At 74.3% G+C, this 25,227-nt stretch carries 19 protein-coding genes; 12 read left to right on the forward strand and 7 right to left on the reverse strand.

Features of this window, described 5'->3' with window-relative positions; translation table 11 throughout:
* Positions 1–6 precede the first annotated feature (6 nt).
* Both scpA and mutA read right to left on the reverse strand, forming a co-directional pair.
* Complete coding sequence (scpA, locus tag ACZ4MU_RS18020) at positions 7–2,196, reverse strand: methylmalonyl-CoA mutase (RefSeq protein WP_467877139.1); 2,190 nt, start codon at positions 2,194–2,196, stop codon at positions 7–9.
* On the reverse strand, positions 2,193–4,043 hold the full coding sequence (gene mutA / locus ACZ4MU_RS18025; RefSeq protein WP_467877141.1) for a methylmalonyl-CoA mutase small subunit: 1,851 nt from the start codon (positions 4,041–4,043) through the stop codon (positions 2,193–2,195). The genes scpA and mutA overlap by 4 nt, the downstream gene beginning before the upstream one ends.
* A 279-nt stretch (positions 4,044–4,322) precedes the next feature.
* Here mutA and ACZ4MU_RS18030 point away from each other — a divergent pair, with 279 nt between their 5' ends.
* From ACZ4MU_RS18030 to ACZ4MU_RS18040, 3 genes are read left to right on the forward strand one after another with little or no spacing between them, the layout of a single operon-like run.
* Positions 4,323–5,009 (forward strand): FadR/GntR family transcriptional regulator, encoded by a 687-nt coding sequence (locus ACZ4MU_RS18030; protein WP_467877144.1) that lies wholly within the window; start codon positions 4,323–4,325, stop codon positions 5,007–5,009.
* Complete coding sequence (locus tag ACZ4MU_RS18035) at positions 5,006–6,394, forward strand: hypothetical protein (protein WP_467877147.1); 1,389 nt, start codon at positions 5,006–5,008, stop codon at positions 6,392–6,394. The genes ACZ4MU_RS18030 and ACZ4MU_RS18035 overlap by 4 nt, the downstream gene beginning before the upstream one ends.
* The gene (locus tag ACZ4MU_RS18040; RefSeq protein WP_467877150.1) at positions 6,391–8,241 is read left to right on the forward strand and encodes a GMC family oxidoreductase; all 1,851 of its coding nucleotides are present in this window, start codon (positions 6,391–6,393) and stop codon (positions 8,239–8,241) included. Before ACZ4MU_RS18035 ends, ACZ4MU_RS18040 begins: the two co-directional genes overlap by 4 nt.
* Before the next feature lie 82 nt (positions 8,242–8,323).
* Here the strand turns inward: ACZ4MU_RS18040 and ACZ4MU_RS18045 are convergent, their stop codons facing one another.
* From ACZ4MU_RS18045 to ACZ4MU_RS18060, 4 genes are all read right to left on the reverse strand, one after another.
* A complete protein-coding gene (locus ACZ4MU_RS18045) occupies positions 8,324–9,736 on the reverse strand; it encodes a pyridoxal-phosphate dependent enzyme (RefSeq protein WP_467877152.1) in 1,413 nt (470 codons plus the stop codon).
* A 92-nt stretch (positions 9,737–9,828) separates the two neighbouring features.
* Positions 9,829–10,653 carry a tyrosinase MelC2 gene (gene melC2, locus ACZ4MU_RS18050; RefSeq protein WP_467877155.1) on the reverse strand — a complete coding sequence of 275 codons (825 nt, stop codon included), beginning with the start codon at positions 10,651–10,653 and terminating at the stop codon, positions 9,829–9,831.
* A 47-nt stretch (positions 10,654–10,700) separates the two neighbouring features.
* Positions 10,701–11,129: an apotyrosinase chaperone MelC1 gene (gene melC1, locus ACZ4MU_RS18055; RefSeq protein WP_467877158.1), complete on the reverse strand. Its 429-nt coding sequence runs from the start codon at positions 11,127–11,129 to the stop codon at positions 10,701–10,703.
* A gap of 528 nt (positions 11,130–11,657) precedes the next feature.
* The gene (locus ACZ4MU_RS18060; RefSeq protein ID WP_467877161.1) at positions 11,658–13,013 is read right to left on the reverse strand and encodes a CAP domain-containing protein; all 1,356 of its coding nucleotides are present in this window, start codon (positions 13,011–13,013) and stop codon (positions 11,658–11,660) included.
* Between the two features lie 249 nt (positions 13,014–13,262).
* Here ACZ4MU_RS18060 and ACZ4MU_RS18065 point away from each other — a divergent pair, with 249 nt between their 5' ends.
* Positions 13,263–13,463, forward strand: a complete 201-nt coding sequence (locus ACZ4MU_RS18065; RefSeq protein ID WP_467877164.1) for a hypothetical protein — start codon at positions 13,263–13,265, stop codon at positions 13,461–13,463.
* Positions 13,464–13,493: 30 nt separating this feature from the next.
* On the opposite strand, the gene ACZ4MU_RS18070 is transcribed toward ACZ4MU_RS18065, so the two are convergent.
* Positions 13,494–13,913, reverse strand: a complete 420-nt coding sequence (locus ACZ4MU_RS18070; RefSeq protein ID WP_467877166.1) for a CBS domain-containing protein — start codon at positions 13,911–13,913, stop codon at positions 13,494–13,496.
* Positions 13,914–14,275: 362 nt separating this feature from the next.
* Between ACZ4MU_RS18070 and ACZ4MU_RS18075 the strand changes: the two genes are divergently transcribed.
* The 8 genes from ACZ4MU_RS18075 (at position 14,276) to sigJ (ending at position 25,081) form a co-directional block, all read left to right on the forward strand.
* Positions 14,276–15,487: an acyl-CoA dehydrogenase family protein gene (locus ACZ4MU_RS18075; RefSeq protein WP_467877169.1), complete on the forward strand. Its 1,212-nt coding sequence runs from the start codon at positions 14,276–14,278 to the stop codon at positions 15,485–15,487.
* A gap of 27 nt (positions 15,488–15,514) precedes the next feature.
* On the forward strand, positions 15,515–16,429 hold the full coding sequence (locus tag ACZ4MU_RS18080; RefSeq protein ID WP_467877172.1) for an oxygenase MpaB family protein: 915 nt from the start codon (positions 15,515–15,517) through the stop codon (positions 16,427–16,429).
* Between the two features lie 18 nt (positions 16,430–16,447).
* Entirely contained in the window at positions 16,448–18,661 is a 2,214-nt protein-coding gene (locus ACZ4MU_RS18085; protein ID WP_467877175.1) for a serine/threonine-protein kinase, read from the forward strand.
* 59 nt (positions 18,662–18,720) lie between these two features.
* A complete protein-coding gene (locus ACZ4MU_RS18090) occupies positions 18,721–20,271 on the forward strand; it encodes a phytoene desaturase family protein (RefSeq protein ID WP_467877177.1) in 1,551 nt (516 codons plus the stop codon).
* 128 nt (positions 20,272–20,399) lie between these two features.
* Positions 20,400–21,509, forward strand: coding sequence for an NAD(P)H-dependent flavin oxidoreductase (locus ACZ4MU_RS18095; RefSeq protein WP_467877180.1), 1,110 nt, complete (start codon positions 20,400–20,402; stop codon positions 21,507–21,509).
* Positions 21,506–23,065 carry an acyl-CoA synthetase gene (locus tag ACZ4MU_RS18100; RefSeq protein ID WP_467877182.1) on the forward strand — a complete coding sequence of 520 codons (1,560 nt, stop codon included), beginning with the start codon at positions 21,506–21,508 and terminating at the stop codon, positions 23,063–23,065. Before ACZ4MU_RS18095 ends, ACZ4MU_RS18100 begins: the two co-directional genes overlap by 4 nt.
* Positions 23,066–23,192: 127 nt before the next feature.
* On the forward strand, positions 23,193–24,143 hold the full coding sequence (locus ACZ4MU_RS18105; RefSeq protein ID WP_467877185.1) for an NAD-dependent epimerase/dehydratase family protein: 951 nt from the start codon (positions 23,193–23,195) through the stop codon (positions 24,141–24,143).
* A 44-nt stretch (positions 24,144–24,187) separates the two neighbouring features.
* Positions 24,188–25,081: an RNA polymerase sigma factor SigJ gene (sigJ, locus tag ACZ4MU_RS18110; RefSeq protein ID WP_467877188.1), complete on the forward strand. Its 894-nt coding sequence runs from the start codon at positions 24,188–24,190 to the stop codon at positions 25,079–25,081.
* Positions 25,082–25,227: the final 146 nt, after the last annotated feature.

Below are 25,227 nucleotides of genomic sequence, written 5' to 3' on the forward strand. Positions count from 1 at the left end.
GGGCGGCTACAGCTCGTCGTGGCCCAGCGCCGCGCCGAGCCGCGTCACCAGGTCGTACGCCGCGTCCGGGATGACCGTCCCCGGCGGGAAGACCGCCGTGGCGCCCATCTCGAGCAGGGTCGGGACGTCCTGCGGCGGGATGACACCGCCGACGACGACCATGATGTCCTGACGGCCCTCGGCCGCCAGCTCCTCGCGGAGCGCCGGTACGAGGGTGAGGTGACCGGCGGCGAGGGAGGACACACCGACGATGTGCACGTCCGCCTCGACCGCCTGCCGGGCGACCTCGCCCGGCGTCTGGAAGAGCGGGCCGACGTCGACGTCGAAGCCGAGGTCGGCGAAGGCCGTGGCGATCACCTTCTGGCCGCGGTCGTGGCCGTCCTGGCCCATCTTGGCGACCAGGATGCGCGGGCGGCGGCCCTCCGCCTCGTCGAAGCGGTCGACCAGCGCGCGGGTGCGCTCGACCGAAGGCGACTGTCCTGCCTCGTTGCGGTACACGCCGGAGATCGTACGGGTCTGCGCCGCGTGCCGTCCGTACACCTTCTCCAGGGCGTCCGAGATCTCGCCGACCGTCGACTTGGCGCGGGCCGCGTCCACGGCCAGCTCGAGGAGGTTGCCGGTGCCGGAGGCGGCGGCGTTCGTCAGCGCGCGCAGCGCGTCCTGGCACACCGCCTCGTCGCGCTCCTCGCGCAGCCGCCGCAGCTTGGCGATCTGCTGGGTGCGCACCGAGGAGTTGTCGACCTTGAGGACGTCGATCTGCTCGTCGGTCTCCACGCGGTACTTGTTGACGCCGATCACCGGCTGGCGCCCGGAGTCGATCCGCGCCTGGGTGCGGGCGGCGGCCTCCTCGACGCGCAGCTTCGGGATGCCCGCGTCGATGGCCTGCGCCATACCGCCGGCCGCCTCGACCTCCTGGATGTGCTGCCAGGCCCGGCGCGCCAGGTCGTAGGTGAGCTTCTCCACGTACGCGCTGCCGCCCCAGGGGTCGATGACCCGGGTGGTGCCCGACTCCTGCTGGATGAGGAGCTGGGTGTTGCGGGCGATGCGCGCCGAGAAGTCGGTCGGCAGGGCGAGCGCCTCGTCGAGCGCGTTGGTGTGCAGCGACTGGGTGTGCCCCTGGGTGGCGGCCATCGCCTCCACACAGGTGCGCGTGACGTTGTTGAAGACGTCCTGCGCGGTCAGCGACCAGCCCGAGGTCTGCGAATGGGTGCGCAGCGACAGGGACTTGGTGTTCTTCGGGTCGAACTGCTTGACCAGGCGCGCCCACAGCAGCCGCGCCGCCCGCATCTTGGCGATCTCCATGAAGAAGTTCATGCCGATCGCCCAGAAGAAGGAGAGCCGGGGCGCGAACGCGTCGACGTCGAGTCCGGCCTCCTGTCCGGCCCGCAGGTACTCCACACCGTCCGCGAGCGTGTAGGCCAGCTCCAGGTCGGCCGTCGCACCCGCTTCCTGGATGTGGTAGCCCGAGATGGAGATCGAGTTGTAGCGCGGCATCCTCTGCGAGGTGTACGCGAAGATGTCGGAGATGATCCGCATCGAGGGCTTGGGCGGGTAGATGTAGGTGTTGCGGACCATGAACTCCTTGAGGATGTCGTTCTGGATGGTCCCGGCCAGCTTCTCGGGCGGTACGCCCTGCTCCTCGGCGGCCACGATGTAGAGCGCGAGGACGGGCAGCACCGCGCCGTTCATCGTCATCGACACCGTCATCCTGTCCAGCGGGATGCCGTCGAACAGCTGGCGCATGTCGTAGATGGAGTCGATGGCCACGCCGGCCATGCCGACGTCACCGGTCACGCGCGGGTGGTCGCTGTCGTAGCCGCGGTGGGTCGGCAGGTCGAAGGCGACCGACAGGCCCTTCTGACCGGCGGCGAGGTTGCGCCGGTAGAAGGCGTTGGACTCCTCGGCCGTGGAGAACCCGGCGTACTGCCGGATCGTCCAGGGCTGGTTGACGTACATCGTCGGATAGGGGCCGCGCAGATACGGCGCCACGCCCGGGTACGTCTGAAGGAAGTCCAGGCCCTCCAGGTCGCGCGCGGTGTAGAGCGGCTTGACCGCGATGCCCTCCGGGGTGTCCCACAGCAGATCGCCGTCGGCCTTCCCGGTGGACTCCTTCACGGCGGTGCGCCACTGGTCTTCGGAGCCGCCGGCGCCGGCGCCCGGAGCCAGCGGCAGCTCCGAGAAGTCGGGGATCGTCATGACGCCACTCCCATGCGGTCGAGGGCGGAGGAGAGCACGGCCACCGCGTCGCAGCCGGCGAAGACGTACTCGTCCACACCGGCGAAGTCGCCGCGGCCGGCGAGGTAGACGTGGCGCGCGCCGGCCGAGCGCAGGGCGGCGGCGACCGCCTCGGCCTGCTCGGTGTAGAGCGCGTCGCTGGAGCACAGGCACGCGACGGTGGCGCCGCTGGCGGCGAACGCCCCGGCGGCCGTCTCCGCGTCGACCGACACCGGATCGTGCACGGGCTCGATGCCGCCCGCCTGGAACAGGTTGGAGGCGAAGCCCGCCCGGCCCGTGTGCGCGGCGGCCGGGCCCAGTGCGGCGAGGAAGACCCGCGGACGGGTACCGGTCGCGGCCAGATGGACGTCCGAACGGGCGCGCAGCTCCTCGAACGCCTCGTCGCGACGGACCTTCGGCAGCCCGCCCGAGGGCTCGGCGGGGGCCGCCTCACGCTCGACGGGGCGTTCGGCGAGCGAGGGGAACTCACTGACGCCGGTGACCGGTTCACGCCGCCGCGCGAGGCGGGCGCCGCGCGCCGCCCAGGTGGCGGCGAGCCGCTCGCGGACGAGACCGGAGCGCAGCGCCGCGGCCTGGCCGCCCGCGCGCTCGATGGTCCGGAAGAACTCCCAGGCGCTGTGGGCGAGTTCGTCGGTGAGCCGCTCCACGTACCAGGAGCCGCCCGCCGGGTCGATCACCCGGGCCAGGTGCGACTCCTCCAGCAGGATGGAGGAGGTGTTGCGCGCGATCCGGCGGGCGAAGGCGTCCGGCAGACCGAGGGAGTGGTCGAAGGGCAGCACCGTGACGGCGTCGGCGCCGCCGACTCCGGCGCCCAGGCAGGCCACCGTGGTGCGCAGCATGTTCACCCACGGGTCGCGGCGCGTCATCATCACCGGCGAGGTCACCGCGTGCTGGCGCTGCGCCCCGGCGGCGGGGGCCCCGCTCGCCTCGGCGACCCGCGCCCACAGCCGCCGCGCGGCGCGCAGCTTGGCGATGGTCAGGAACTGGTCGGCGGTGGCCGCGTAGCGGAACTCCAGCTGGGCGCAGGCGGCCTCGACGGACAGACCCGCCTCGGTGAGGGCGCGCAGATAGGCGACCGCCGTCGCCAGCGAGGCGCCGAGCTCCTCCGCCGCCGAACCGCCGGCCTCGTGGTAGGGCAGGGCGTCCACGGTGAGCGCGCGCAGGTGCGGGAACCGCTCGTCGCAGAGCCGGGCGAGGCCGGTGGCGGCCCCCGGGTCCAGCGCCTCGCCGGTACGGGCCTCGTGGCCGAGCGGGTCGGCGCCGAGGTTGCCGCGCGCGGAGCCGGCGGGGACGCCGCGCTCCTCGTACAGGCTCAGCAGCGCCTGTGCGGCGGCCTCGGCCTCGGCGCCCGCGTCGAGGACGACGGGTGCGAGGTCGAGGTAGACGCCATCGAGGGCGCGGGCGAGCGAGGAGACCGGGACGCCGCCCCGGCCCACTGTCAGCCAGAGGGAGGTGACGCCGTTCTCCAGGTCGGCCAGCACGGCCTCGTTGACCCGGGCGGGGTCGGTTCCGGCGTGGCGCTGTCGCACGCCCCAGCCGTCGGCCACGTTGCCCTCGGGCCGGCTTCCCCGGACGAAGGGGGCGAAGCCCGGATATCCGGCATCGGGCGCGGAGTCTCGCGCGGTGTACAGGGGGCGGGTGGTGAGCCCGTCCTCGACCGGGGTGGACAGTGCCTCCTCGGCAGCCGTGCCCGAGACATCTTTACCCGATTTGCGCAGCACGCCTTCCACGAGGCGCTGCCATTGCTCATGGGTTGCATCAGGGAACTCGGCGGCCAGCGAAAGCCCGTCGTCAGGCAGGACCGTCATGCTCAGATGCTAGGGCAGCCGCCCAAAGGCGCAGCAGAGGGAAAGGCTGTGACCTTGCCCTCTTCGGAACGCTCTTGATCCGTTACGGACGGTGGCGTATCCGGCGCGGGCGCGCGTTCGGGGTCGCAACGGGTCGCTACCGGCCTCTTGGGGCGTATCGCCCTCCCCCGCCGCCCTCTCTCGCGCCGACCCCTTGACCGCACCGGAAGCGCACTGGTTCAGTGGCTCAGCCACTGATCCACTGCCGTGCCATCGCATCACGATCCTGGGGAGGACTTCGTGGAGACGCTGCCCCGCGAGACCATCGTCGACGTCCTGGAGAACCGGCTGCGCGAGGACATCCTCACCGGCCGCCATCCGGCGGGCAGCTATCTGCCCCCCGAACGCAGCCTCGCCGACGGCTACGGCGTCACCCGGACCACCCTCAAGCACGCCTTCGGCCGGCTGGTGCAGGCCGGGCTCCTGGAGACCCGGCACGGCGTCGGCACCCGCGTCCGCGACTACGCGCGCCTGGGCGGCGCCGATCTGCTGCCGATGCTGGTCCGCCACAGCCCGGAGTGGATCGCGGAGGTCTTCGAGGTGCGGCGAAGCATCGGCGCGCTGATCGCCGAACGGGCGGCGGCCCGCCGCGACACCCGGGCCGCCGCCGAGCTGCGCCGGCTCCTCCACGCGGTACGGGAGGCGGAGGGCGCGGACGCGGCGCAGCTCGCCGACGCCGAGGTGCACCGGGCGCTCGCCCGCGCCACCGGCAACCGGGTCTACGTCCTCCTCACCAACACCCTCTTCAACGCCTACCTCCCCGTACGGGCGTCTCTGGCGGGGCCGTTCACCGACCCGCAGGCGGCGTACGCGCGGCTCGCCCCGGTCGTCGCGGCGGTGGAGGCGGGCGACCGCGCGGCAGCCCACGCGGCGGCGGACGCCTATCTGACCGCCACCGAACGGATCATGCTGGAGGACCTGGCGTGAGCGGGCGGGGCACCGAGTTCCGGGAGACGCTGCTCGGCACGTTCCGCTTCGATGGCGAGGGCCGCACCCGCGCGGCCCGCCTCGACCTGCGGGCCGTCGCGGACACCGTCCTGCGCCCGGGCGGCACCACGCCCGCGCGCCTCACCGGCCGCGTCCGCGTCGAAGGGCGGGCCGACGACCCGTACGCGACGGGGGAGCTGGAGATCTCCCCGCTGGCCCGCCGCCGCATCCGCTACCGCCTCGCCTTCACCGCCGACGGGCGCCGGCTCACCCTGGACGGCTGGAAGTCCGTCACCCCGCTGCGCCCGGTCCGCTCGATGACGGTCCTGCCCTGCACCCTGTACGAGGAGGGCGAGCGGGTGGGCACGGGCACCCTGCGCTTCCCCCTGGGCACCGGCCTCGCCCCGTTCCTGGCGAGCTTCCGCTTCCCGCGCCGCGAGGACGCCGACGCCCTGGCCGCCCCGCGCTTCAGGGGCGAGCCCGGGCGGACCGAGGTCTGGTACACGACCGTGACCGATCCGGTGACCGGGGACGGCCTCTGGCTCCACCACGAGCTGGTCGCGCCCACGGACGGCTCGGCCGCCCGCGCCCACGGCTGGATCGCGGTGTTCCCCGAGGAAGGGCCGGTCGAGCACGCCCGCTTCGGGCCGAGCCCCTGGCGGGGCGGCGCGGACGGCTTCGCCGCAGACGGCGTCTCGGCCCGGCCCGGCCGGCTCACCGGCAGGGCGGGCGCCTTCACCTGGGACCTGGCCGAACGCGCCGAGGACGCCCCGCTGTTCACCTTCCCGCGCTGGTCCTGGCGGCGCCCGCTGCTGCCCGCCGCGCAGATCCTCCCCGCCGCCCGCGCCACGTACGACGGCACGGTCACCCGCGACGGGCGCACCTTGACACTGAAGGGCGCACCGGGCGCGTCCGCCCGTATATACGGACACGGCAACGCCCGCCGCTGGTCCTGGCTGCACGCGGACCTCGGCGGCGGGGACGTCCTGGAGGTGGTGGCGGCGGTCTCCAAGAAGCCCGTGCTGCGCGCGCTGCCGCCGCTGGTCTTCCTGCGGCTGCGCCGGGGCGGCCGCACCTGGCCCCGGCGGCCCGCGCGGACGGCCCTCGGATGGGCGGGCGCGGGCCGCTTCCGGGCGGAGCTCGCACTGCCGGTGTGGACGGTGACCGGCCGCTGCGGTCTGCGCCGCATCCGCGTGGAGGTGACCCAGCCGCAGGAGCGCACCCTGACCCTCGGCTACACCGACCCCGACGGCAGCGGGGCGCTCTGCCGCAACAGCGAGCGGGCCGACGCGGTCGTACGGCTGGAGCGGTGGTGGGGGCGGTGGCGGCCGGAGGCCCGGTGGAGGCTGGAGGGCACGGCCCACGCAGAGGTGGGCGGCCGGTGAGCGGCCACGGCAGCCGGACCGCGACCGGTCTTGTGGGCGCGCTGCTCGCCGACGACGGCACCCGGCCCTGGACGGCGGCGGCGGCGCGCAGGCTCGACACCGTCCTCGCTTCGATGCCCGGGCCCGCCCGGGCGGGGCTGCGGGGCGCGGCGGCGGCCGTCGACGCCTACGCGCTCGCCCGGACGGGACGGCGGCTGGCGGCGCTCGGCCACGGGGAGCGCGAGCACCTCATGGCGGCGCTCGGCGCCCGCCCCGCCCTCGCCCCGGTCCTGGACCTGCTCAAGGTGCCGGTGCTGCTCGCCGCCGGGACCGAGCGGATGCTGTACGAGGGTGGGCGCGGGCCGGTTCCGGCGCCGCCGGACGATCCGCCGCTCGACTGCGTCCCGGCCGAGGAGTGGCCCACGCGCAGTACGGCCGACGCCGTGGTGATCGGGTCGGGCGCCGGGGGAGCGATGGCCGCGCGGACCCTCGCGCGGGCCGGGCTGCGCACGGTCGTCCTGGAGGAGGGCCACCACCACACCACCGCGTCGTTCGGGCGCCGCGCCCCGCTCGACCGGTTCGCCGAGCTCTACCGCGACGGCGGGGCGACCGTCGCGGTGGGCCGCCCGCCCCTGCTGCTGCCGACCGGGCGGGCCGTCGGCGGCACGACCCTGGTCAACTCCGGCACCTGTTACCGCACTCCGGACCACGTCCTTGACCGCTGGCGCTCGTCCTTCGGCTTCGGCCTCGCCGATGGCATGCCGCGCCGCCTCGACGAGGTCGAGCGGACCCTGCGCGTCGCCACCCAGCCGCTCGACGTCCTGGGCAACAACGGCCTGCTGGCACTCACCGGCGCGCGCCGCCTCGGCTGGCGGGCCGCGCCCCTGCGCCGCAACGCCCCCGGCTGCAAGGGTTCCTGCCAGTGCGTGGTGGGCTGCCCGGCGGGGGCCAAGCAGAGCGTCCAGCTCTCGGTGCTGCCCGACGCGTGCGCGGCGGGAGCCAGGATCGTCACGGGCGCCCGGGTGCGGCGCGTCCTGGTCGACACCGACCGGCCGGGCGGACCGAGGGCCGCCGGGGTGCGGGTGCGGCGGGCGGACGGCAGCGAGGTGGACATCCTCAGCCCGCTGGTGGTGGTCGCGGCGGGCGCCCTCCAGTCCCCTCCACTGCTTCGCCGCTCGGGCCTGGGCTCCCATCCGGGCATCGGCCGCAACCTCAGCGTCCACCCCGCGACGAGCGTGGCGGGCCGCTTCCCCGAGCCGGTCACCGCCTGGGAGGGGGTGCTCCAGAGCGTCGGGGTGGAGCAGTTGCACGGCCGGGGGGTCCTCATCGAGGCGACGGCGACCCCGCCGGGCATGGGCAGCTTCGTCCTGCCGGGCGTGGGCCGCGAGCTGCGCCGCGAACTGGACGGCGCCGGGAACCTGGCCACCCTGGGAGCGATGATCGCCGACCGGCCCTCGGGCAGCGTCCACGGCCGCGACCGCACCCTGATCCGCTACGACCTCGGCCCCCGCGACGCGGGGCGGCTGCTGACGGCGGTGCGGGCGATGGGCAGGCTCCTGTTCGCGGCGGGCGCCGAGGAGGTGCTGACGGGCATCCCGAAGGCGCCGAGGGCGCGCGACCCGCGCGAGCTGGACGAGGCGCTGGCAGGAGTGACGGCACGTCAGCTGCACCTGTCGGCCTTCCACCCCACCGGTACGGTCGCCGGGGGCGGCGACCCGGCCCGCTTCCCGGCGGACGGGCGGGGCCGTCTGCGCGGCGTCGAGGGCGTCCTCGTCGCCGACGCGTCGCTGCTGCCGGGATGCCCCGAGGTGAACCCCCAGCTCAGCGTGATGGCGGTGGCGTTGGGGGTGGCGGAAGGGCAGGGGTAGGGGGCAGCGCCCCGGTGGCCGACGACGGCCGCCGCCGGCCCGCGTCAGAGCAGGGCCCGCAGCTCAGAGCAGGGCCCGCAGCTCAGAGCAGGGCCCGCAGCGCGGAGCGGTCCACCAGCCCCATCGCGTGCCCGTCCCGTACCGCCACCGCCAGCTCCTCGCCGCGCTCCTCCAGCTCGGCGAGCACGGCCGCCGCCTCCTCGCCCACCCCGAAGTGGGGGAGCGGGGCGGCGAGGTGGTCGCGCACCGGGTCGTGCGGCTTCAGGGTGCCGTCCTCCAGGGCGGCGGCGAGCGCGTCCAGGTGGAGGGAGCCCGCCAGCTCCGGGACGGTCGGCGCGCGGTCCGGGCCCACCGGGCACGGCCCGGCCGGGGCGAGCGCCGGCAGGCCCCGCTCGCGCAGGGTCCGCAGCACGGCCAGCGCCTCGGCGGCCGTGCTCAGCCGGTTCACGTACGGCAGCGGCTCTGCCCGCAGCGCTGGAGCCAGCGCGTCCCCGACCCGGGCCGTGCCCTCCTCGCCGTCGAGGAAGCCCAGCCGCAGCAGCCACGCGTCGTTGAAGTACTTCGAGAGGTACTGGCGCCCCGAGTCCGGCAGGATCACCACGACCAGCGACTCGGGGCCGAGCCCGGCCGCCACGCGCTGGGCGGCAGCGACCGCGAGACCGGCCGAGCCTCCCACCATCAGGCCCTGCTCCCGCGCGAGGTGACGTACCGTCAGCAGTGCGTCCCGGTCGCGCACCGGGATCAGTTCGTCCACCACGTCCTGCTGGTAGGAGGTGGGCCAGACGTCCTCCACCGTCTCGGGGTGGCGCACATGCCCGGTCGCCTCGACGAAGTACGGACGGCCGTCGCCGCCCGAGTAGACCGACGCCGCCGGATCGGCCCCGGTCACCCGCACGGCGCCTCCGCTGACCTCCTTGAGGTAGCGGCCGGTGCCGCTGATCGTGCCGCCGGTGCCGACGCAGGCCACCAGATGCGTGACCCGGCCGTCCGTCTGACGCCAGATCTCCGGACCCGTCGTGGCGTAGTGCGCCGCGGGGTTGGCCGGGCTGTCGTACTGCCCGGCGAGCCAGCTGCCCGGCCGCTCCGCGGCGATCCGCGCCGCCGTGTTGAAGACGTTCTCCGGGTCCTCGGCGGGCAGCCCGCCGCGCCGCACGACCACCTCGGCGCCGAACCCGCGCAGCGTGGCGATCTTCTCGCTGCTCGTCCTGTCGGGGACGACCAGGACGGCGTGGTACCCCTTCGCCGCCGCCACCATCGCGATCCCGGCCCCGGTGTTGCCGGAGGTCGCCTCGACGACGGTGCCGCCGGGGCGCAGCAGCCCCTCCCGCTCGGCCTGCTCGATCATGTGCAGGCCGATGCGGTCCTTCACGCTGCCGCCCGCGCTGAGGTATTCGAGCTTGGCGTAGAGCGGAGCCGTTGCCTCGCCGCCGGGTGTGCGCAGCCGTACCAGCGGGGTGCCGCCGACGAGTTCGAGCACTGATTCGTGAACGTCCATGCCGGCGAGCTTAGGGCCGCCCGGGGGCGGGAGAACCCGCGTGCCCGGCCGCGTACGGTCCGCGGCCGGGCACACGGTCCCCGGCGGAGCGCCTAAGCGGCGTCGAACGTGTAGAACTGCTTGTGGTCCAGCATGTCCGCCGGCGTCACGTTGTTCCACGGGCGCATGGTGTCGCGCAGGTCCACCACGTTCGCCGTCCCGGCGGCCGGGAGGTAGGGCGAGGCGGGGTGGCGCTCCTGCCACTGCGCCCAGAGCTTGTCGATGAACGCGTGGTGCAGCCAGAAGACCGGGTCGTTGGGGGAGACACCGGTGGCCATCTGGCCGCCGACCCAGACGTGCACCCGGTTGTGCAGGTTGACCCCGCGCCACCCCTCCAGGTGGTTGCGGAAGCCGTCCGAGGCGCTGTTCCAGGGCGCCATGTCGTACGTGGTCATGGCGAGGACGCTGTCGACCTCGGCCTTGGTGGGCAGCTGCGCCACGCTCGCGCCGAGCGCGCGGCGCAGATAGTTGCGGCCGTCCACCCGGACGTTGATGGCCCACCTGCCGCCGCTGGAGGCGAACGGGCCGTCCATCACCTGGCCGTCACGGCTGCGCCCGGTGCCGCCGAGGAAGTCGGCGGCCCAGAGCGAGGAGGCCGTGGTGCGGTCGGCCGTCCAGTCCCAGTAGGGCAGGGTGACGGTGGAGTCCACCGCCTGGAGAGCCTGTTCGAACTCCAGGAGGAATCTGCGGTGCCACGGCAGGAACGACGGCGAGCGGTGGCCGACGCGGTCGGTGTCGTCGTTGTCGCTCATGATGAAGGCGTTGTGCGTGGTGACGAACGTGTCGTACGTCCCGTTGCGCTTCAGGGTGAGGATCGCGTTGACGAAGCGCCGCTTCTCGTCCACGGTGAGCGTCGCCTGGTTCTTGCGTACGGTCATGGAAGTGCTCCTGATGGTGGTGCTGCGGGTGCGGTGACGGGACGGGATCAGGCGAGCGGGACGAGGGTCGCGCCCTGGAGCTCCACCACGGCCGCACGGGCCACGGCGCGCGGGTTCGCGAACGTCTCGTAGTGGTTGACCACGCTGATCCAGGTGCCGTCGGCGTTGCGCATCACGTGCAGCTCCTGGCCGTCTATTCGCACCGCGTAGCCCCCGTGGTGGCCGGCGTGTCCGCCGCCGTGCACCGGCTCGCCCTGTATGCGGCGGCCCTGGTAGACCTCGTCGAACGGGGCGGGCGTGCCGTGCCCCGTGTGGTCCATGGTGTCTGTGTGGCCGGTGTGGCCGTTGCCCGCGGCGGGGACGACGCCGTTGGCGGACTCGCTCGCGGTCGCCGCGTACGCGGTACCGGCGAGGCCCAGGCCGGCCACCGCGCTCGCGGTGAGGCCCAGCGCGCTGCGGCGGGTGAGTCGGGACATGGGTGAACCCCCTGTTTTCGGCAGTGCTCGGTAGTGGTCCAGCGGCGTCGGGGGCGCGGAAAGGTGAAGTCGCCGCCCGGCCGACGCGCTTGACGGGTCGTTGACGGACTGTTCTCCGGCTGGTCAGGGCCGGACGTCCGGCAAACCGTCCTGGCCAATGCCTACAGCCCGGCAACGGAACGGCAAAGCGTCACTCAAAGGGTTGGGCTCAATGCGGACATGTCCAGATTCGAAGTGCAATGTTGAACGGAAATGATCTTGCTGTCCGGGGCCATCCGGCCCGCCGAAAGTGGAGATCCTTCACTGAATCTGTCGATCCCGTGAAGATTTTGCTGTCCGGGTGGCGGAGATGTGGCGGCCCTCACGTGGGAAACCTGGCCGGTTTCGCGCCTCGTGTGCGGGATGTGACGGGGTGTGAGATGAGCGAGTCATGACAAAAGGCGGCCAATGGGTCGAGCGGCGCCGCCCGGCCGCGCAAGGGGGTCGGCCGCGTCGGCGTGCGTGCGCCGTGCCCGTGCGCGGTTCCCGTCAGGCCAGGCCGAACAACTGCGTCCAGTACGTGCCCGCGCGCCCGCCGCCCGTGAAGCCGACGCCGATGTGGGTGAAGCCGGGCTTGAGGATGTTGGCGCGGTGGCCCGGGCTGTTCATCCAGCCCTCCACCACCTCGGCCGGCGTGCGCTGCCCGCAGGCGATGTTCTCGCCGATGCCCCGGTGCCGGGCTCCGGCCGCCCGGGCCCGGTCCCACGGCTCCAGGCCCTCCGGCGAGGTGTGCGCGTAGAAACCACGGGCCGCCATGTCCGCGCAGTACGCCTGGGCCGCCGCGGCGAGGCGGGTGTCGTCCGCCAGCGGGCGCAGCCCGGCGGTGACGCGGCGGCCGTTGGTGAGTGCGACCACCTCCGACACCGTCCGGCGCAGCCCGTCCTCGCTGAACGGGCTCGCCCACAGGGCCGTCCAGTACACCTCGCCGGTGCGCTCGTCGGTGGCGCGGCCGATGCCCGCCTCGGTGAAGGCGGCGTCCCGCAGCGGGCGGCGGGTGTGGGCGTCCTCCCGGCAGTACGCGAGGAACTCGGCGGGGGTGCGCGGCCCCGAGACCAGGTGCTCGGCGATGCCCAGATACGCGTACCCCCGCGAGGTCACCCGCTGGAAGACCGACACCCCGTCCGGGCTCTCCACGCTGAGGCGGCCCTGGGCGGCCATGGTCGCGGCGTGCGCCTCGGCGGCCGAGGCCAGCCGTCCGTCGATCGTCACCGCCGGGACCCCGGCCCTGGCCCGCTCGGCGTCGGCCAACGCGCCGAAGATGTCGGCCTGCTGTGGGCCGGCCGCCCGGGGCTCGGGCCGCCGTGCGTCCGGAAGCGCCGCGGCCACCGTGGGCAGGTGGACGGTCGGGGCGTGCGGCGGCGGGTCCTCTTCGGCCACGTCCACCCCGAAGTCGCGGGCCACCCCCGCGAGGCCGTCCGCGTACCCCTGTCCCAGCGCGCGGACCTTCCAGCCGGTGCCCCGGCGGTAGATCTCGGCCAGCAGCAGCACCGTCTCCCGCTCCGGCCTCGGCGGGGTGAACCGGGCCAGGACCTCGCCGCCGGGTCCGGTGAGCCGCAGACTCGGCACCGGCAGCCGGCCGAGCGGGAGACCCGGCTCGGCGGGGCTGACGACCACGGTCAGCCGGCTCGCCCCGGCCCGCAGCCGATCGGGGTCGACGGTGATCACCTCGTCGGCGAGCCGGGTGCCGGGGGCGGACGGCTGGTTGTAGAAGACGAAGTCGCTGTCGCCGCCCACCTTCCCCGTGTCGTCGGTGATCAGCACCGACAGGTCGAAGGGCCCGGGGACGCCGATCGTCAGGACGCCGTCCGGAAGGGACCGGTTGCCTCCGGGAACCAGCTCGCTCATCGCCACCACCTGTCCCCGGGCCACCGTGGTCCGCCGCCGCGCCGCGCCGTGCTGTCGTGGGGAGAACGCGATGGGCGCGGTGGCCGGTTCCCGCCTCCGGCGTGTCGCGGGGACGACTTTTCACCGAACGGGTGACCCCGCCCGCCGGAGGCCGCCAGGACCACCGGAACGGGTGACGGATCTGGGGCGGATGCGCTCTGCGGGGCCGGGTACCAGAATGGAGCCACGCCGGACTAATGAGGAGGCGGTATGAACGCTCAGTCCGAGCCCGCGTCGAAGCGGGAGGGGATCACCCCGGACTCACTGCTGCACACCGGGGCGGGCGGTGACATCACCGCGGAGGACCTGGTACTGGCTTCGGGGCGCGACATCACGCCCAAGAGCCTGGAGTGGGCCGAGCGCCGTCTGGAGCAGGACGGCAGCGCGGCGATCGACAAGCTGCTGCCCTGACCCGACCGAAGGGGCCCGGCACCTCCCGGCTCAGCCGCGCGCGTAGACGCTGCTCGCGAACGAGGCGAACTGGTCCGCGGGGAGGTGCCGGGCCAGGTCCGCCTCGGTGATCACGCCCACCGGCTCCCCGTCGTCCACGACGACGAGGCGGCGGATGCGCGCGTCGCTCATCACCCGTACCGCCTCCGCGGCGTCCGCGTCGGCGGGGATCGTACGCGGCTTGCCGTCGGCGAGATCGCCGGCGGTCACCTCGGCGGCCTCCTTTCCGGCCGCGAGCACCTTCACCACGATGTCGCGGTCCGTGACGATGCCGGTCAGCGTGCCGTCGTCGCTCCTCACCGGCAGCGCGCCGATCCCGTGGTCCCGCATCAGCTGGGCGGCGCGGTCGAGGGTCTCGCTCGCCGGGATGCACCGGACGTCGACGGTCATCAGGTCACGGGCGGTGGTCATGGGGGCCTCCGGGGGCGTCGGGGTACGCCCTCGCCATGCTGACCGCGCCCCGGACGCCCGGCGACCGCACGAAGACGAACGGGTGACCGGCCACGCCTCGGGTGCGCTCCGGGCTCTCGCCCAGGCGTCTGCGGCCCTCGCGTGGGCACAGGCGCCCCTCGCGTCGCCCTTCCACGATTGTCGCCCTTCCAGATTGCTGGAACACGTTCTACTGTGTGCCCGCCCCACACGACGTACCGCGAGCGAGCGGCCCGGCACGGTCGCGCGCCCACGTGCGGCGACGCTCAGCGACACACCGTGACGCGCCCTGCCCCGCCACGCACCGCTCCCGCACCGCCCCGTGACCCGCCTGGGAGGGCCCCGTGCACCTCGAATACACGCCCGAGCAGCAGCGGCTCCGCGCCGAGCTGCGCGCCTACTTCGCCGAGCTGGTGCCGGACCGCTCCCACGCCCTCCCCCACGGCCCCGAAGGCGGGGGAGGTGCCCCCACCGCCGGTCCCGCCGCCCAGAAGCGCTTCTACCGCGACACCGTGCGCCGCCTGGGCGGGGACGGGTGGCTGGGGGTGGGGTGGCCCACGGAGTACGGGGGGCGGGGGCTGAGCCCCATGGAGCAGTTCATCTTCTTCGACGAGGCCGCCCAGGCCGGGGTCCCGCTGCCGCTGATGGCGCTGAACACCGTGGGCCCGACCCTGATGCGGTTCGGCACGGACGAGCAGAAGGCGTACTTCCTGCCGAGGATCCTCTCCGGCGAGATCGACTTCGCGATCGGCTACAGCGAGCCCGACGCGGGCACCGACCTCGCCGCCCTGAAGACGCGAGCGGTGCGCGAGGGCGACACCTACGTCGTCAACGGCCAGAAGATCTGGACCACCAACGGCGACACGGCGGACTGGGTCTGGCTGGCGGTCCGCACCGATCCCGCCGCGCCCCCGCACAAGGGCATCTCCATGCTCCTGGTGCCCACCTCCGACCCCGGCTACTCCTGCACCCTCATCAACACGCTCGCCTCGCACGACACCACCGCCAGCTACTACGAGAACGTCCGCGTCCCCGTCTCCCGCCGCGTCGGCGAGGAGAACCACGGCTGGCGGCTGATCACCAACCAGCTCAACCACGAACGCGTCACGCTCGCCGCCCACGGCACCATGGCGATCCGCGCCCTGCACGACGTGCAGCGCTGGGCCGCCGGCACCTTGCTCGCCGACGGCCGCCGCGTCATCGACCTCGGCTGGGTCCGCGGCCGGCTCGCCCGCACCCACACCCGGCTCGACGCGATGAAGCTCCTCAACTGGCAGATGGTCAACGCCGTCCAGGACGGCACCCTCACCCCACAGGACGCCTCCGCCGTCAAGGTGTACGGCTCGGAGGCCCGCCGCGACGCGTACGCCTGGCTCATGGAGGTCGTCGGCGCCGCGGGCCCCTTGAAGGAGGGCTCGGCGGGGGCGGTGCTCCACGGCGAACTGGAGCGCGGCTACCGCTCCGCGGTGATCTTCACCTTCGGCGGCGGCAACAACGAGATCCAGCGCGAAATCATCTCCTGGATCGGTCTGGGGATGCCGCGCGTCCGCCGTTAGCCTGGCCCGTACAGGAGGTGGCGGCCGATGGGTGAGGGCAGTTCCGGATACGGCGGGGCCGACCCCGGGTACTTCGGGCCCGGCTCGGTGACCTGGCAGATGCACGCCGACCCCGTCATGTGGATCGCCGGGGTGCGGGCGCTGTACCTCCAGGCCCTGCATCCGCGCGCGGTGCGCGGGGTCCTGCAGAACGGCGACATCCGCGAGGACCCCTGGGGGCGGCTGCTGCGTACCGCACGTTTCGTGGGCACGCTCACGTACGGGACGAAGGAGGACGCCGAGCGCGCCGGCGCGCGCGTACGGCGCATCCACGGCCTCCTGAAGGCCGACGACCCGGTGACCGGCGAGCGGTTCGGGATCGACGACCCGGCCCTGCTGCTGTGGGTGCACTGCGCCGAGGTGGACAGCTATCTGCACGTGGCGCGGCGCTCCGGATTCGTCCTCACCGACGCGCAGGCCGACCGGTACGTGGACGAACAGCGCGAGGCCGCCCGCCTCATCGGCCTCGACCCGGCCCGCGTCCCGGCGTCCACCGCCGGGCTCGCCGCCTACTTCGCGCGGATACGGCCCGAGCTCGCGGCCGGAGCCGACGCGCGCGACGTGGACGCCTTCCTGCGGCGCCCGCCCGTCCACCCGCTGCTGGCCCCGGCGCGCGCGCTGGTGTGGCGGCCCGTGGCCCGGCTCGCCTACGACACGCTGCCCCCGTACGCCCACGAGCTGTACGGACGGCCCGCGCCCGCACCGCACGCGGTCACCCGCCGGCTCGTCACCGCCGCGCGGCTGCTGCGGGGCGTCCCCGACACCCTGCGCTGGCAGCTCCCGCCGAAGCACATTCTGCGGGCGGTGGCCCGGCTCGGTCCCGGAACGCGTCCGGCGCCGTACAAAGCGCGCAGACGGACGTCCATACTGGACGGGGCCGGGGAGGACGCAGCAGCACAGTGACGGGGGCGACATCGCGCGATGGCGGACACCAGGCTGATTCACGGCCGGTACCGGTTGCTGGAGCTGATCGGGCGCGGCGGCATGGGCGAGGTGTGGGCGGCCCGTGACGAGTCGCTGGGGCGGCGGGTGGCCGTCAAGTGCCTCAAGCCGCTGGGGCCGCAGCCGGAGCAGTCGTTCGCGCGGGTGCTGCGCGAGCGCTTCCGGCGCGAGGCGCGGGTGGCGGCGGCGCTCCAGCACCGGGGCGTCACGGTCGTCCATGACTTCGGGGAGTTCGAGGGCGGGCTCTACCTCGTCATGGAGCTGCTCGACGGACGCAACCTGAGCCAGCTCCTCCAGGACGGCAAGGGGCAGCCGCTGCCGGTGCCGGACGTCGTGGACATCGCCGAGCAGGTCTCCTCCGCCCTCGCCTACACCCATCAGCAGGGCATCGTGCACCGGGACCTGAAGCCCGCCAACATCATGCGCCTGGCGGACGGCACCGTGAAGATCCTGGACTTCGGGATCGCCCGCCTCGGTGCCGACATCGGCTTCACGTCCCGCCTCACCGGGACCGGCATCGCCATGGGCACCCCGCACTACATGTCGCCCGAGCAGATCGGCGGCGCCGCCGTCGACCACCGCAGCGACCTGTACTCGCTGGGCTGTGTGCTGTACGAACTGGCCACCGGGGCGCCCCCGTTCGACCTCGACGACGCCTGGGCGATCCTCATCGGCCACCGGGACACCGCGCCCGAGCCGCCGCGCGCCCGGCGCGCCGAACTGCCGGTGTTCTTCGAGGAGGCCGTCCTCGACCTGCTCGCCAAGGAGCCGGGCTCACGCCCTCCGGACGCCCGGGAGCTGGCCCGGCGGCTGGCCGCCGGGCGCGGACTCCCGGCCGAACCCGCTGTCCTCCACCCGATGGCGCCGACGCCCCCGCGCACGCGCGGACTGCCGTCCTGGGCGCGCGGGATGACCACCGGCCACAAGGCGACCGGCCCCACCCGGCCGGACCTCGCCCCGCCCGACCCCGACGGCAGCCTCACCGGCGCCTGGACGAGCGCCCTGCCGCCCGCCCCGCCCGTTCCGGGCCCACCGCCACCGCCCCCGGCCGAGCTGCTCGCCGCGCTGGAGGACCGCCACCGCGAGGGCCTGGCCCTGGGGCGCGCGGGCCGCTGGGCGGAGGCGGGCGAGGTGCACCGCGCGGTCGCGGCCGAACGCGCCCAGGCGCTGGGACCCGACCATTGCGACACCCTGGTCAGCCAGTACGAGGTGGCCTTCGCCCTGAGCAGGACCGGGCGCGAGGCGGACGCCCTGCGCGAGTTCGGCCTGGTCGCCCAGGCCCGCGCCCGCACCCTGGGCCCCGACGACCCGGCCACCCTCGACGCCCGCCAGGAGTCGGCGTACGTCCTGGGCCGTCTCGGACGCCACTTCGAGGCGCACCAGATGTACGCCTCGGTGCTCGCGGCCCGTGAGCGCGTCCTGGGCGCCGACCACCCGGCCACGCTGCGCTGCCGCCACAACCTCGCCTTCAACCTGAGCCGCCTCGGCCGGCTGGAGGACGCCGACCGCATGGCGCACGAGGTCGCCGCCGACCGCGCGCGGGTGCTGGGCCCGGGGCATCCCGACACCCTGGTGTCCCGCTACGAAGTGGCCTATGTGCTCGGCCAGTCGGGGCGCTGGGCCGAGGCGCTCCAGGTCTACCGCGAGGTCGCCGCCGCCCGTACGGCCGCGCTCGGGGCCGACCACCCCGACACGCTCGCCACCCGGTACGAGATCGGCATCGCCCTCGGCCGCCTGGGGCGCGGCGCCGAGGCGCTCCAGCTGTACCGCGCCCTGGTGGAGGACCGCACCCGTGTCGACGGGCCCGAGGACCCCGAGACGCTGCGCGCCCGCCACGGCCTCGGCGTCAACCTCGGCCGCCTGGCCCGCTGGGAGGAGGCCCTGGCCGAGGCCCGCGAGGTGTGCGCGCTGCGCGAGCGCGTCCTGGGCCCCGACCACCCCGACACCCTCGTCAGCCGCCGTGAGACGGCCGTCGGGCTCGGCTGGCTCGGGCGCTGGTCGGCGGCCCTGACGCTCTACCGCCAGGTCGCCGACGCCCGCGAGCGCGTCCTGGGCGCCGACCACCCCGACACCCTGGCCGGCCGGACCGAGGAGGCCCACTGCCTTGAGCGGCTGGGGCGCGGCGCCGAGGCGACGGCCCTGAGACACCGGGTCGCGGCCCTGCGGCGGGAGAACGGGCCGGGCACCCGGTAGGCCCCGCACCGGCGGGCGCCACCCTGGCCGCCGATGAGCGGCGCGTGCTAGGAAGGGCCATGCCCGCACACCAGGTCTACGACACCGTGATCGTCGGCGGGGGCCACAACGGCCTGGTCGCCGCCGCCTACCTCGCCCGCGCCGGAAAGTCGGTCCTGGTCCTGGAGCGCCTCGGCCGCACGGGCGGCGCGGCCGTCTCGACCCGCCCCTTCGCGGGTGTCGACGCCCGCCTCTCCCGCTACTCCTACCTCGTCTCCCTGCTGCCCCAGAAGATCATCGACGATCTGGGACTGCGCTTCGCCGTCCGCAAGCGGACCGTCTCCTCGTACACACCTGCGGTACGCGAGGGCCGTCCCACCGGGCTGCTCGTCGGCGGCGGCGAGGAGCGCACCCGCGCCTCGTTCCACCGGCTGACCGGCTCCGACGCCGAGTTCACGGCGTGGCAGGAGTTCTACGGGATGACCCGCCGCGCCGCCGGGCGGATCTTCCCCACGCTCACCGAGCCGCTGCCCACCCGCGCCACCCTGCGCGAGCGCCTGGGGGACGACACGGCGTGGCGGGCGCTCTTCGAGGAGCCGATCGGTGTCGCCGTGGAGGAGCGGTTCCGCGACGACCTGGTTCGCGGCGTGGTCCTCACCGACGCCCTGATCGGCACCTTCGCCGACGCCCACGACCCCTCCCTCGCCCAGAACCGCTGCTTCCTCTACCACGTCATCGGCGGCGGCACCGGCGACTGGGACGTGCCGGTGGGCGGGATGGGCGCGCTCACCGACGCCCTCGCGGGCGCCGCGCGGGCGGCGGGCGCGGAGATCGTCACCGGCCACGAGGCGACCGCGCTGCGCACCGACGGCCGCGAGGCCGAGGTCGACTACCGGACGGAGGACGGCGAGGGCAGGGTCGTGGGCCGCCACGTCCTGGTCAACGCTTCTCCCGAGGCCCTGGCGGCGCTCACCGGCGGCCCGGCTCCCGAACCCGCCGAGGGCGCCCAGCTCAAGGTGAACATGCTGCTCACCCGGCTGCCCCGGCTCAAGGACCCCTCGGTCGACCCGCGCGAGGCGTTCGCCGGGACCTTCCACATCGGCGAGGGGTACGGGGCGCTGGCCGCCGCGTACGCGCAGGCCGAGGCCGGTGGGCTGCCCGCCGCGCCGCCCAGCGAGATCTACTGCCACTCGCTCACCGACCCCTCGATCCTCGGCCCGGACCTCGCGGAGCGCGGCCACCACACACTGACGCTCTTCGGGCTGCACACCCCGGCGCGGCTGTTCGCCCGGGAGAACGACAAGGCGCGCGAGGCACTTCTGGAGGCGACGCTGGCCCAGGTGGACGCGCACCTGGCCGAGCCGCTCGCCGACTGCCTGGCCACCGACGCCGAGGGGCGCCCCTGCGTCGAGGCGAAGACCCCGCTGGATCTGGAGCGCGAGCTGCGGCTGCCCGGCGGCCACATCTTCCACCGACCGCTCGCCTTCCCGTACGCGGAGGAGTCCGCCGGACGCTGGGGCGTGGAGACCGCGTACCCCAACGTCTCGCTGTGCGGGGCGGGCGCGGTCAGGGGCGGCGGGGTCAGCGGCATTCCGGGCCACAACGCGGCGATGGCGGTCCTCGGCGAGTAGCACCGCCGGGGCGCGGCCGCCCGGGGCGGAGCCCGGGCGGGGTGCCGGACGGGGTGTGGCGCAAAGAAACTGACGCAGCATCAGAAAATCTCTTCCCTCGGCGCCCCGGCTGCGGCATCCTGCGCCCCATGCAGACGGAGCTGAGCAGAAGACTGGGAGTGGAGCACGCCATCTTCGGCTTCACCCCGTTCCCGGCGGTGGCCGCCGCCATCACCCGGGCGGGCGGGTTCGGCGTGCTCGGCGCGGTCCGCTACACCGCCCCCGACGACCTCGCGCGCGACCTCGACTGGATGCAGGAGCACACCGGCGGGCTCCCCTACGGCCTCGACGTCGTGATGCCCGCGCGGAAGGTGGAGGGGGTCACCGAGGCCGACGTGGAGGCCATGATCCCCGAAGGGCACCGGCAGTTCGTGCGCGAGACGCTCGCCAAGCACGGCGTCCCCGGACTCGCCGACGGCGAGGCGTCCGGCTGGCGCATCACCGGGTGGATGGAGCAGGTCGCCCGCGACCAGCTCGACGTCGCCTTCGACTACCCGATCAAGCTGCTCGCCAACGCGCTCGGCTCCCCGCCCGCCGACGTGGTCGAGCGGGCCCACGCGGCCGGCGTCCCGGTCGCCGCGCTCGCCGGCAGTGCCAAGCACGCACGACGCCACGCCGAGGCGGGCATCGACATCGTCGTCGCCCAGGGCTACGAGGCAGGCGGCCACACCGGTGAGATCGCCTCGATGGTGCTCGTCCCCGAGGTCGTCGACGCGGTCGGCCCGCTTCCCGTCCTCGCCGCCGGAGGCATCGGCAGCGGCGCCCAGGTGGCCGCCGGGCTGGCCCTTGGCGCCCAGGGCGTCTGGCTGGGCTCCCTCTGGCTCACCACCACCGAGGCCGATCTGCACTCGCGCGCGCTCACCCGCAAACTCCTCGCGGCGGGCTCCGGCGACACCGTCCGCTCACGCGCCCTCACCGGCAAGCCCGCCCGCCAGCTGCGCACCGAGTGGACCGACGCCTGGGACGACCCGAGTGGCCCGGGCACCCTGCCCATGCCGCTCCAGGGGCTGCTGGTCGCCGAGGCGGTCTCGCGGATCCAGAAGTACGAGGTCGCCCCGCTGCTCGGCACACCGGTCGGCCAGATCGTCGGACGGATGAACTCCGAACGCAGCGTCCAGGAGGTCTTCGACGACCTCACCCGCGGTTTCGAGCGGGCCGTGGACCGTATCAGCCGCATCGCGGGAAGGAGCGGGTCATGACCGGCTTCCGGCAGCCGCCCAACGGGTTCTGGGCGCAGGCCGCGGCCGACCCCGGCCGGGTCGTGCTCACCGCCCCCGACGGCGAGCGCTGGACGGCGGGGCGGCTGCACGCCGCCGCCAACCGGCTGGTGCACGGGCTGCGCGCGGCCGGACTCGGACAGGGCGACGCCTTCGCCGTGGTGCTGCCCAACGGGGTGGAGTTCTTCACCGCGTATCTGGCCGCCTCCCAGGCCGGGTTCTACCTCGTCCCCGTCAACCACCATCTGGTCGGCCCCGAGATCGCCTGGATCGTGGCGGACTCCGGGGCCAAGGTGCTCATCGCCCACGAGCGGTTCGCGGAGGCGGCGACCGCCGCCGCCGACGAGGCGAAGCTCCCGGGCAGCCACCGCTACGCGGTCGGCGAGGTGGCCGGGTTCCACCCGTACGCCCAACTCCTCGACGGCCGGCCCGAGTCCGTGCCCGAGGGGCGCACCCTGGGCTGGGTCATGAACTACACCTCGGGCACCACCGGCCGTCCGCGCGGCATCCGGCGCCCGCTGCCGGGAAAACCCCCCGAGGAGTCCTTCTTGGGCGGCTTCCTCGGCATCTTCGGCATCAAGCCGTTCGACGACAACGTCCATCTGGTCTGCTCGCCGCTCTACCACACGGCCGTGCTCCAGTTCGCGGGCGCGTCCCTGCACATCGGGCACCCCCTGGTCCTGATGGACAAGTGGACGCCGGAGGAGATGCTGCGCCTGATCGACACGTACCGCTGTACGCACACCCACATGGTGCCGACCCAGTTCCACCGGCTGCTGGCGCTTCCCGAGGAGGTCAGGGCGCGATACGACGTGAGCTCGCTGCGGCACGCCATCCACGGCGCGGCCCCCTGCCCCGACCACGTCAAGCGGGCGATGATCGAATGGTGGGGGAGCTGCGTGGAGGAGTACTACGCGGCGAGCGAGGGCGGCGGGGCGTTCGCCACCGCCGAGGACTGGCTGAAGAAGCCGGGCACGGTCGGCAGGGCATGGCCCATCAGCGAACTCGCGGTCTTCGACGACGGCGGCGAGCGGCTGCCCCCGGGCCAGCTGGGCACCGTCTACATGAAGATGTCGACGGGCGGCTTCAGCTACCACAAGGACGAGTCCAAGACCCGCAAGAACCGCATCGGGGACTTCTTCACCGTGGGCGACCTCGGCTACCTCGACGAGGACGGCTATCTGTTCCTGCGCGACCGCAAGATCGACATGATCATCTCGGGCGGCGTCAACATCTACCCGGCCGAGATCGAGGCCGCGCTCCTCACCCACCCGGCCGTCGCCGACGCCGCCGTGTTCGGCATCCCGCACGCGGACTGGGGCGAGGAGGTCAAGGCGGTGGTGGAGGCCGCGCCCGGGCACGAGCCGGGGGAGGGGCTCGCCGCGGACATCCTCGCCCACTGCGAGGAGCGCCTGGCGGGCTACAAACGCCCGAAGTCCGTCGACTTCATCACGGCCATGCCCCGCGACCCCAACGGCAAGCTCTACAAACGCCGGCTGCGCGAACCGTACTGGGAGGGGCGCGAACGGGTGATGTGAACTCCCCCCGCCCGTGGCCCACGTCACACCCGGCAACTGTCACGCGCGGCGGGACTCGCCCGTCCTGATGCCGAACCTCCTCCGGGGCGCGCACCCGCCCCCGAGGACCGACATCGGGAGGAACCCCATGCGTGTACTGGTCGCCGGAGCCACCGGAGTCATCGGGCGGGCACTGGTCCCGCTGCTCACCTCGGTGGGCCACGACGTGATCGCCCTGTCCCGCTCCGCCGGGCGGACCGCCCTCCTGGAGGGGACGCGAGCGCGGACCGTCCTGGCCGACGCCCTCGACGCGGCGGCCCTGGACCGGGCCGTGCGCGAGGCGGCCCCGGAAGCGGTCGTACACCTGCTCACCGCCATTCCGCCCCGGATCGATCCCCGGCGCATGCCACGCCAGTTCGCCCTCACCGACCGGCTGCGCACCGAGGGCACCCGCAATCTGATCGAGGCGGCCCAGCGCGCGGGCGCGCGCCGGATCATCAGCCAGAGCGTCGCCTTCGCGTACGACCCGGACGGCGACGGCCTCGCCGGGGAGGACACCCCGCTGTGGGGCACCCCGCCCAAGCCGTTCCGGCGCCCGCTCGACGCGCTGCGGGAGCTGGAGCGGCGCACCGGCCAGGCGCGCGGACTCGTCCTGCGCTTCGGCCATCTCTACGGCCCCGGCACGGCGTTCGACACCGACGGGCAGTTCGTCCGCCAGATCAGGGACCGCCGGCTGCCGCTGGTCGGCGGCGGCTCGGCCACCTTCTCCTTCACCCACGTCCACGACGCGGCCACCGCCGTGGTCGCGGCCCTGGACAAGAACGCCACCGGTCTGCTGAACATCGTCGACAACGACCCGGCCCCGATGAGCACATGGGTGCCGGAGGTCGCGCGGATGCTGGGCGCCCCGGCCCCCAGGCGGCTGCCCGCCCCCGTGGCCCGCCTCGCCGTCGGCGGCTGGGGCGTGGCGTACATGACCCGGCTGCGCGGCGCCGACAACACGCGCGCCCGCCTCGTCCTCGACTGGCGGCCGCGCCACACCTCGTGGCGCACCGGCATGGCGGTCGAGTTGAATGGCACACCGGCCGCGGTGAAGTGAGGCCCACGGCCGTGAACAGCGCGAACAGGGAAGAGGGCAGCGGTATGGCAGCGCCAGGGGGACACCGGGACACGGCGGCGGAAGGGGGCGGCGCGGCCGAGTTCGAACGGCACCGGCCGATGCTGCTCGGGCTCGCCTACCGCTTCCTCGGCTCCATGTGGGACGCCGAGGACGTCGTCCAGGACGCCTGTGTGCGCTGGCTGGGAACCGACCGGGGCGAGATCAGGGTTCCCCGCGCCTTCCTGGTCAAGGTGGTCTCGCGGCTCGCCCTCGACCAGCTGCGCTCGGCACGGGTGACCCGCGAGTCCTACACCGGGCCCTGGCTTCCCGAGCCGGTCGCCACCGACGCGCTCGGTCCGATGGACACCGCCGAACTGCGCGACACGGTGGCCTTCGCCACCGTCCACCTGATGGAGCGGCTGTCCCCGCCCGAGCGGGCCGTGTTCGTGCTGCGCGAGGCCTTCGAGCTGCCGTACGACGAGATCGCCGACATCCTCGGGCTGGGCGCCGCCTACTGCCGCCAGCTCTTCCGCCGGGGCGGACAGCATCTGGCGGACGGGCGGGAGCGCTTCTCGCCGAGCGAGGAGGACCATGTGCGGCTCTTCACGCGGTTTTTGGAGGCGGCCCAGCAGGGCGACCTCGAAGGACTGACCGATCTGCTCAGCGAAGACGTCGTCGCCTGGAACGACGGCGGCGGCAGGGTACGCGCCGCCCTGCGCCCGATCATCGGCCGCGGCAAGGTGCTGGCCTTCGTCACCGGTCTGCTGAAGCGCTACACGGTCGGCGCCACCCGCCTGGTCGACGTCAACGGCGCCCCCGCCCTGTTCACCTCGCTCGACGACCGCTCCCAGCTCACCTCGCTCGACCTCCGCGACGGCCGCGTCCACGGGATCTACGTCGTGCTCAACCCCGACAAGCTCCGCCACGTCCCGGCCTGACCCTGCGGCGGGGGGCCCCCCCCCCCGGCGGGGGGGCCGGGGGGCCCCCCCCGGGGGGGCCCCCCCCCCCCCCCCCCCGGGGGGGGGGGGGGGGGGGGGGGCCCCCCCGGGGGGGGGGGGGGCCCCCCCCGGGGGGGGGGGGGGCC

It is taken from the genome of Streptomyces sp. NPDC026377 (assembly GCF_055567715.1).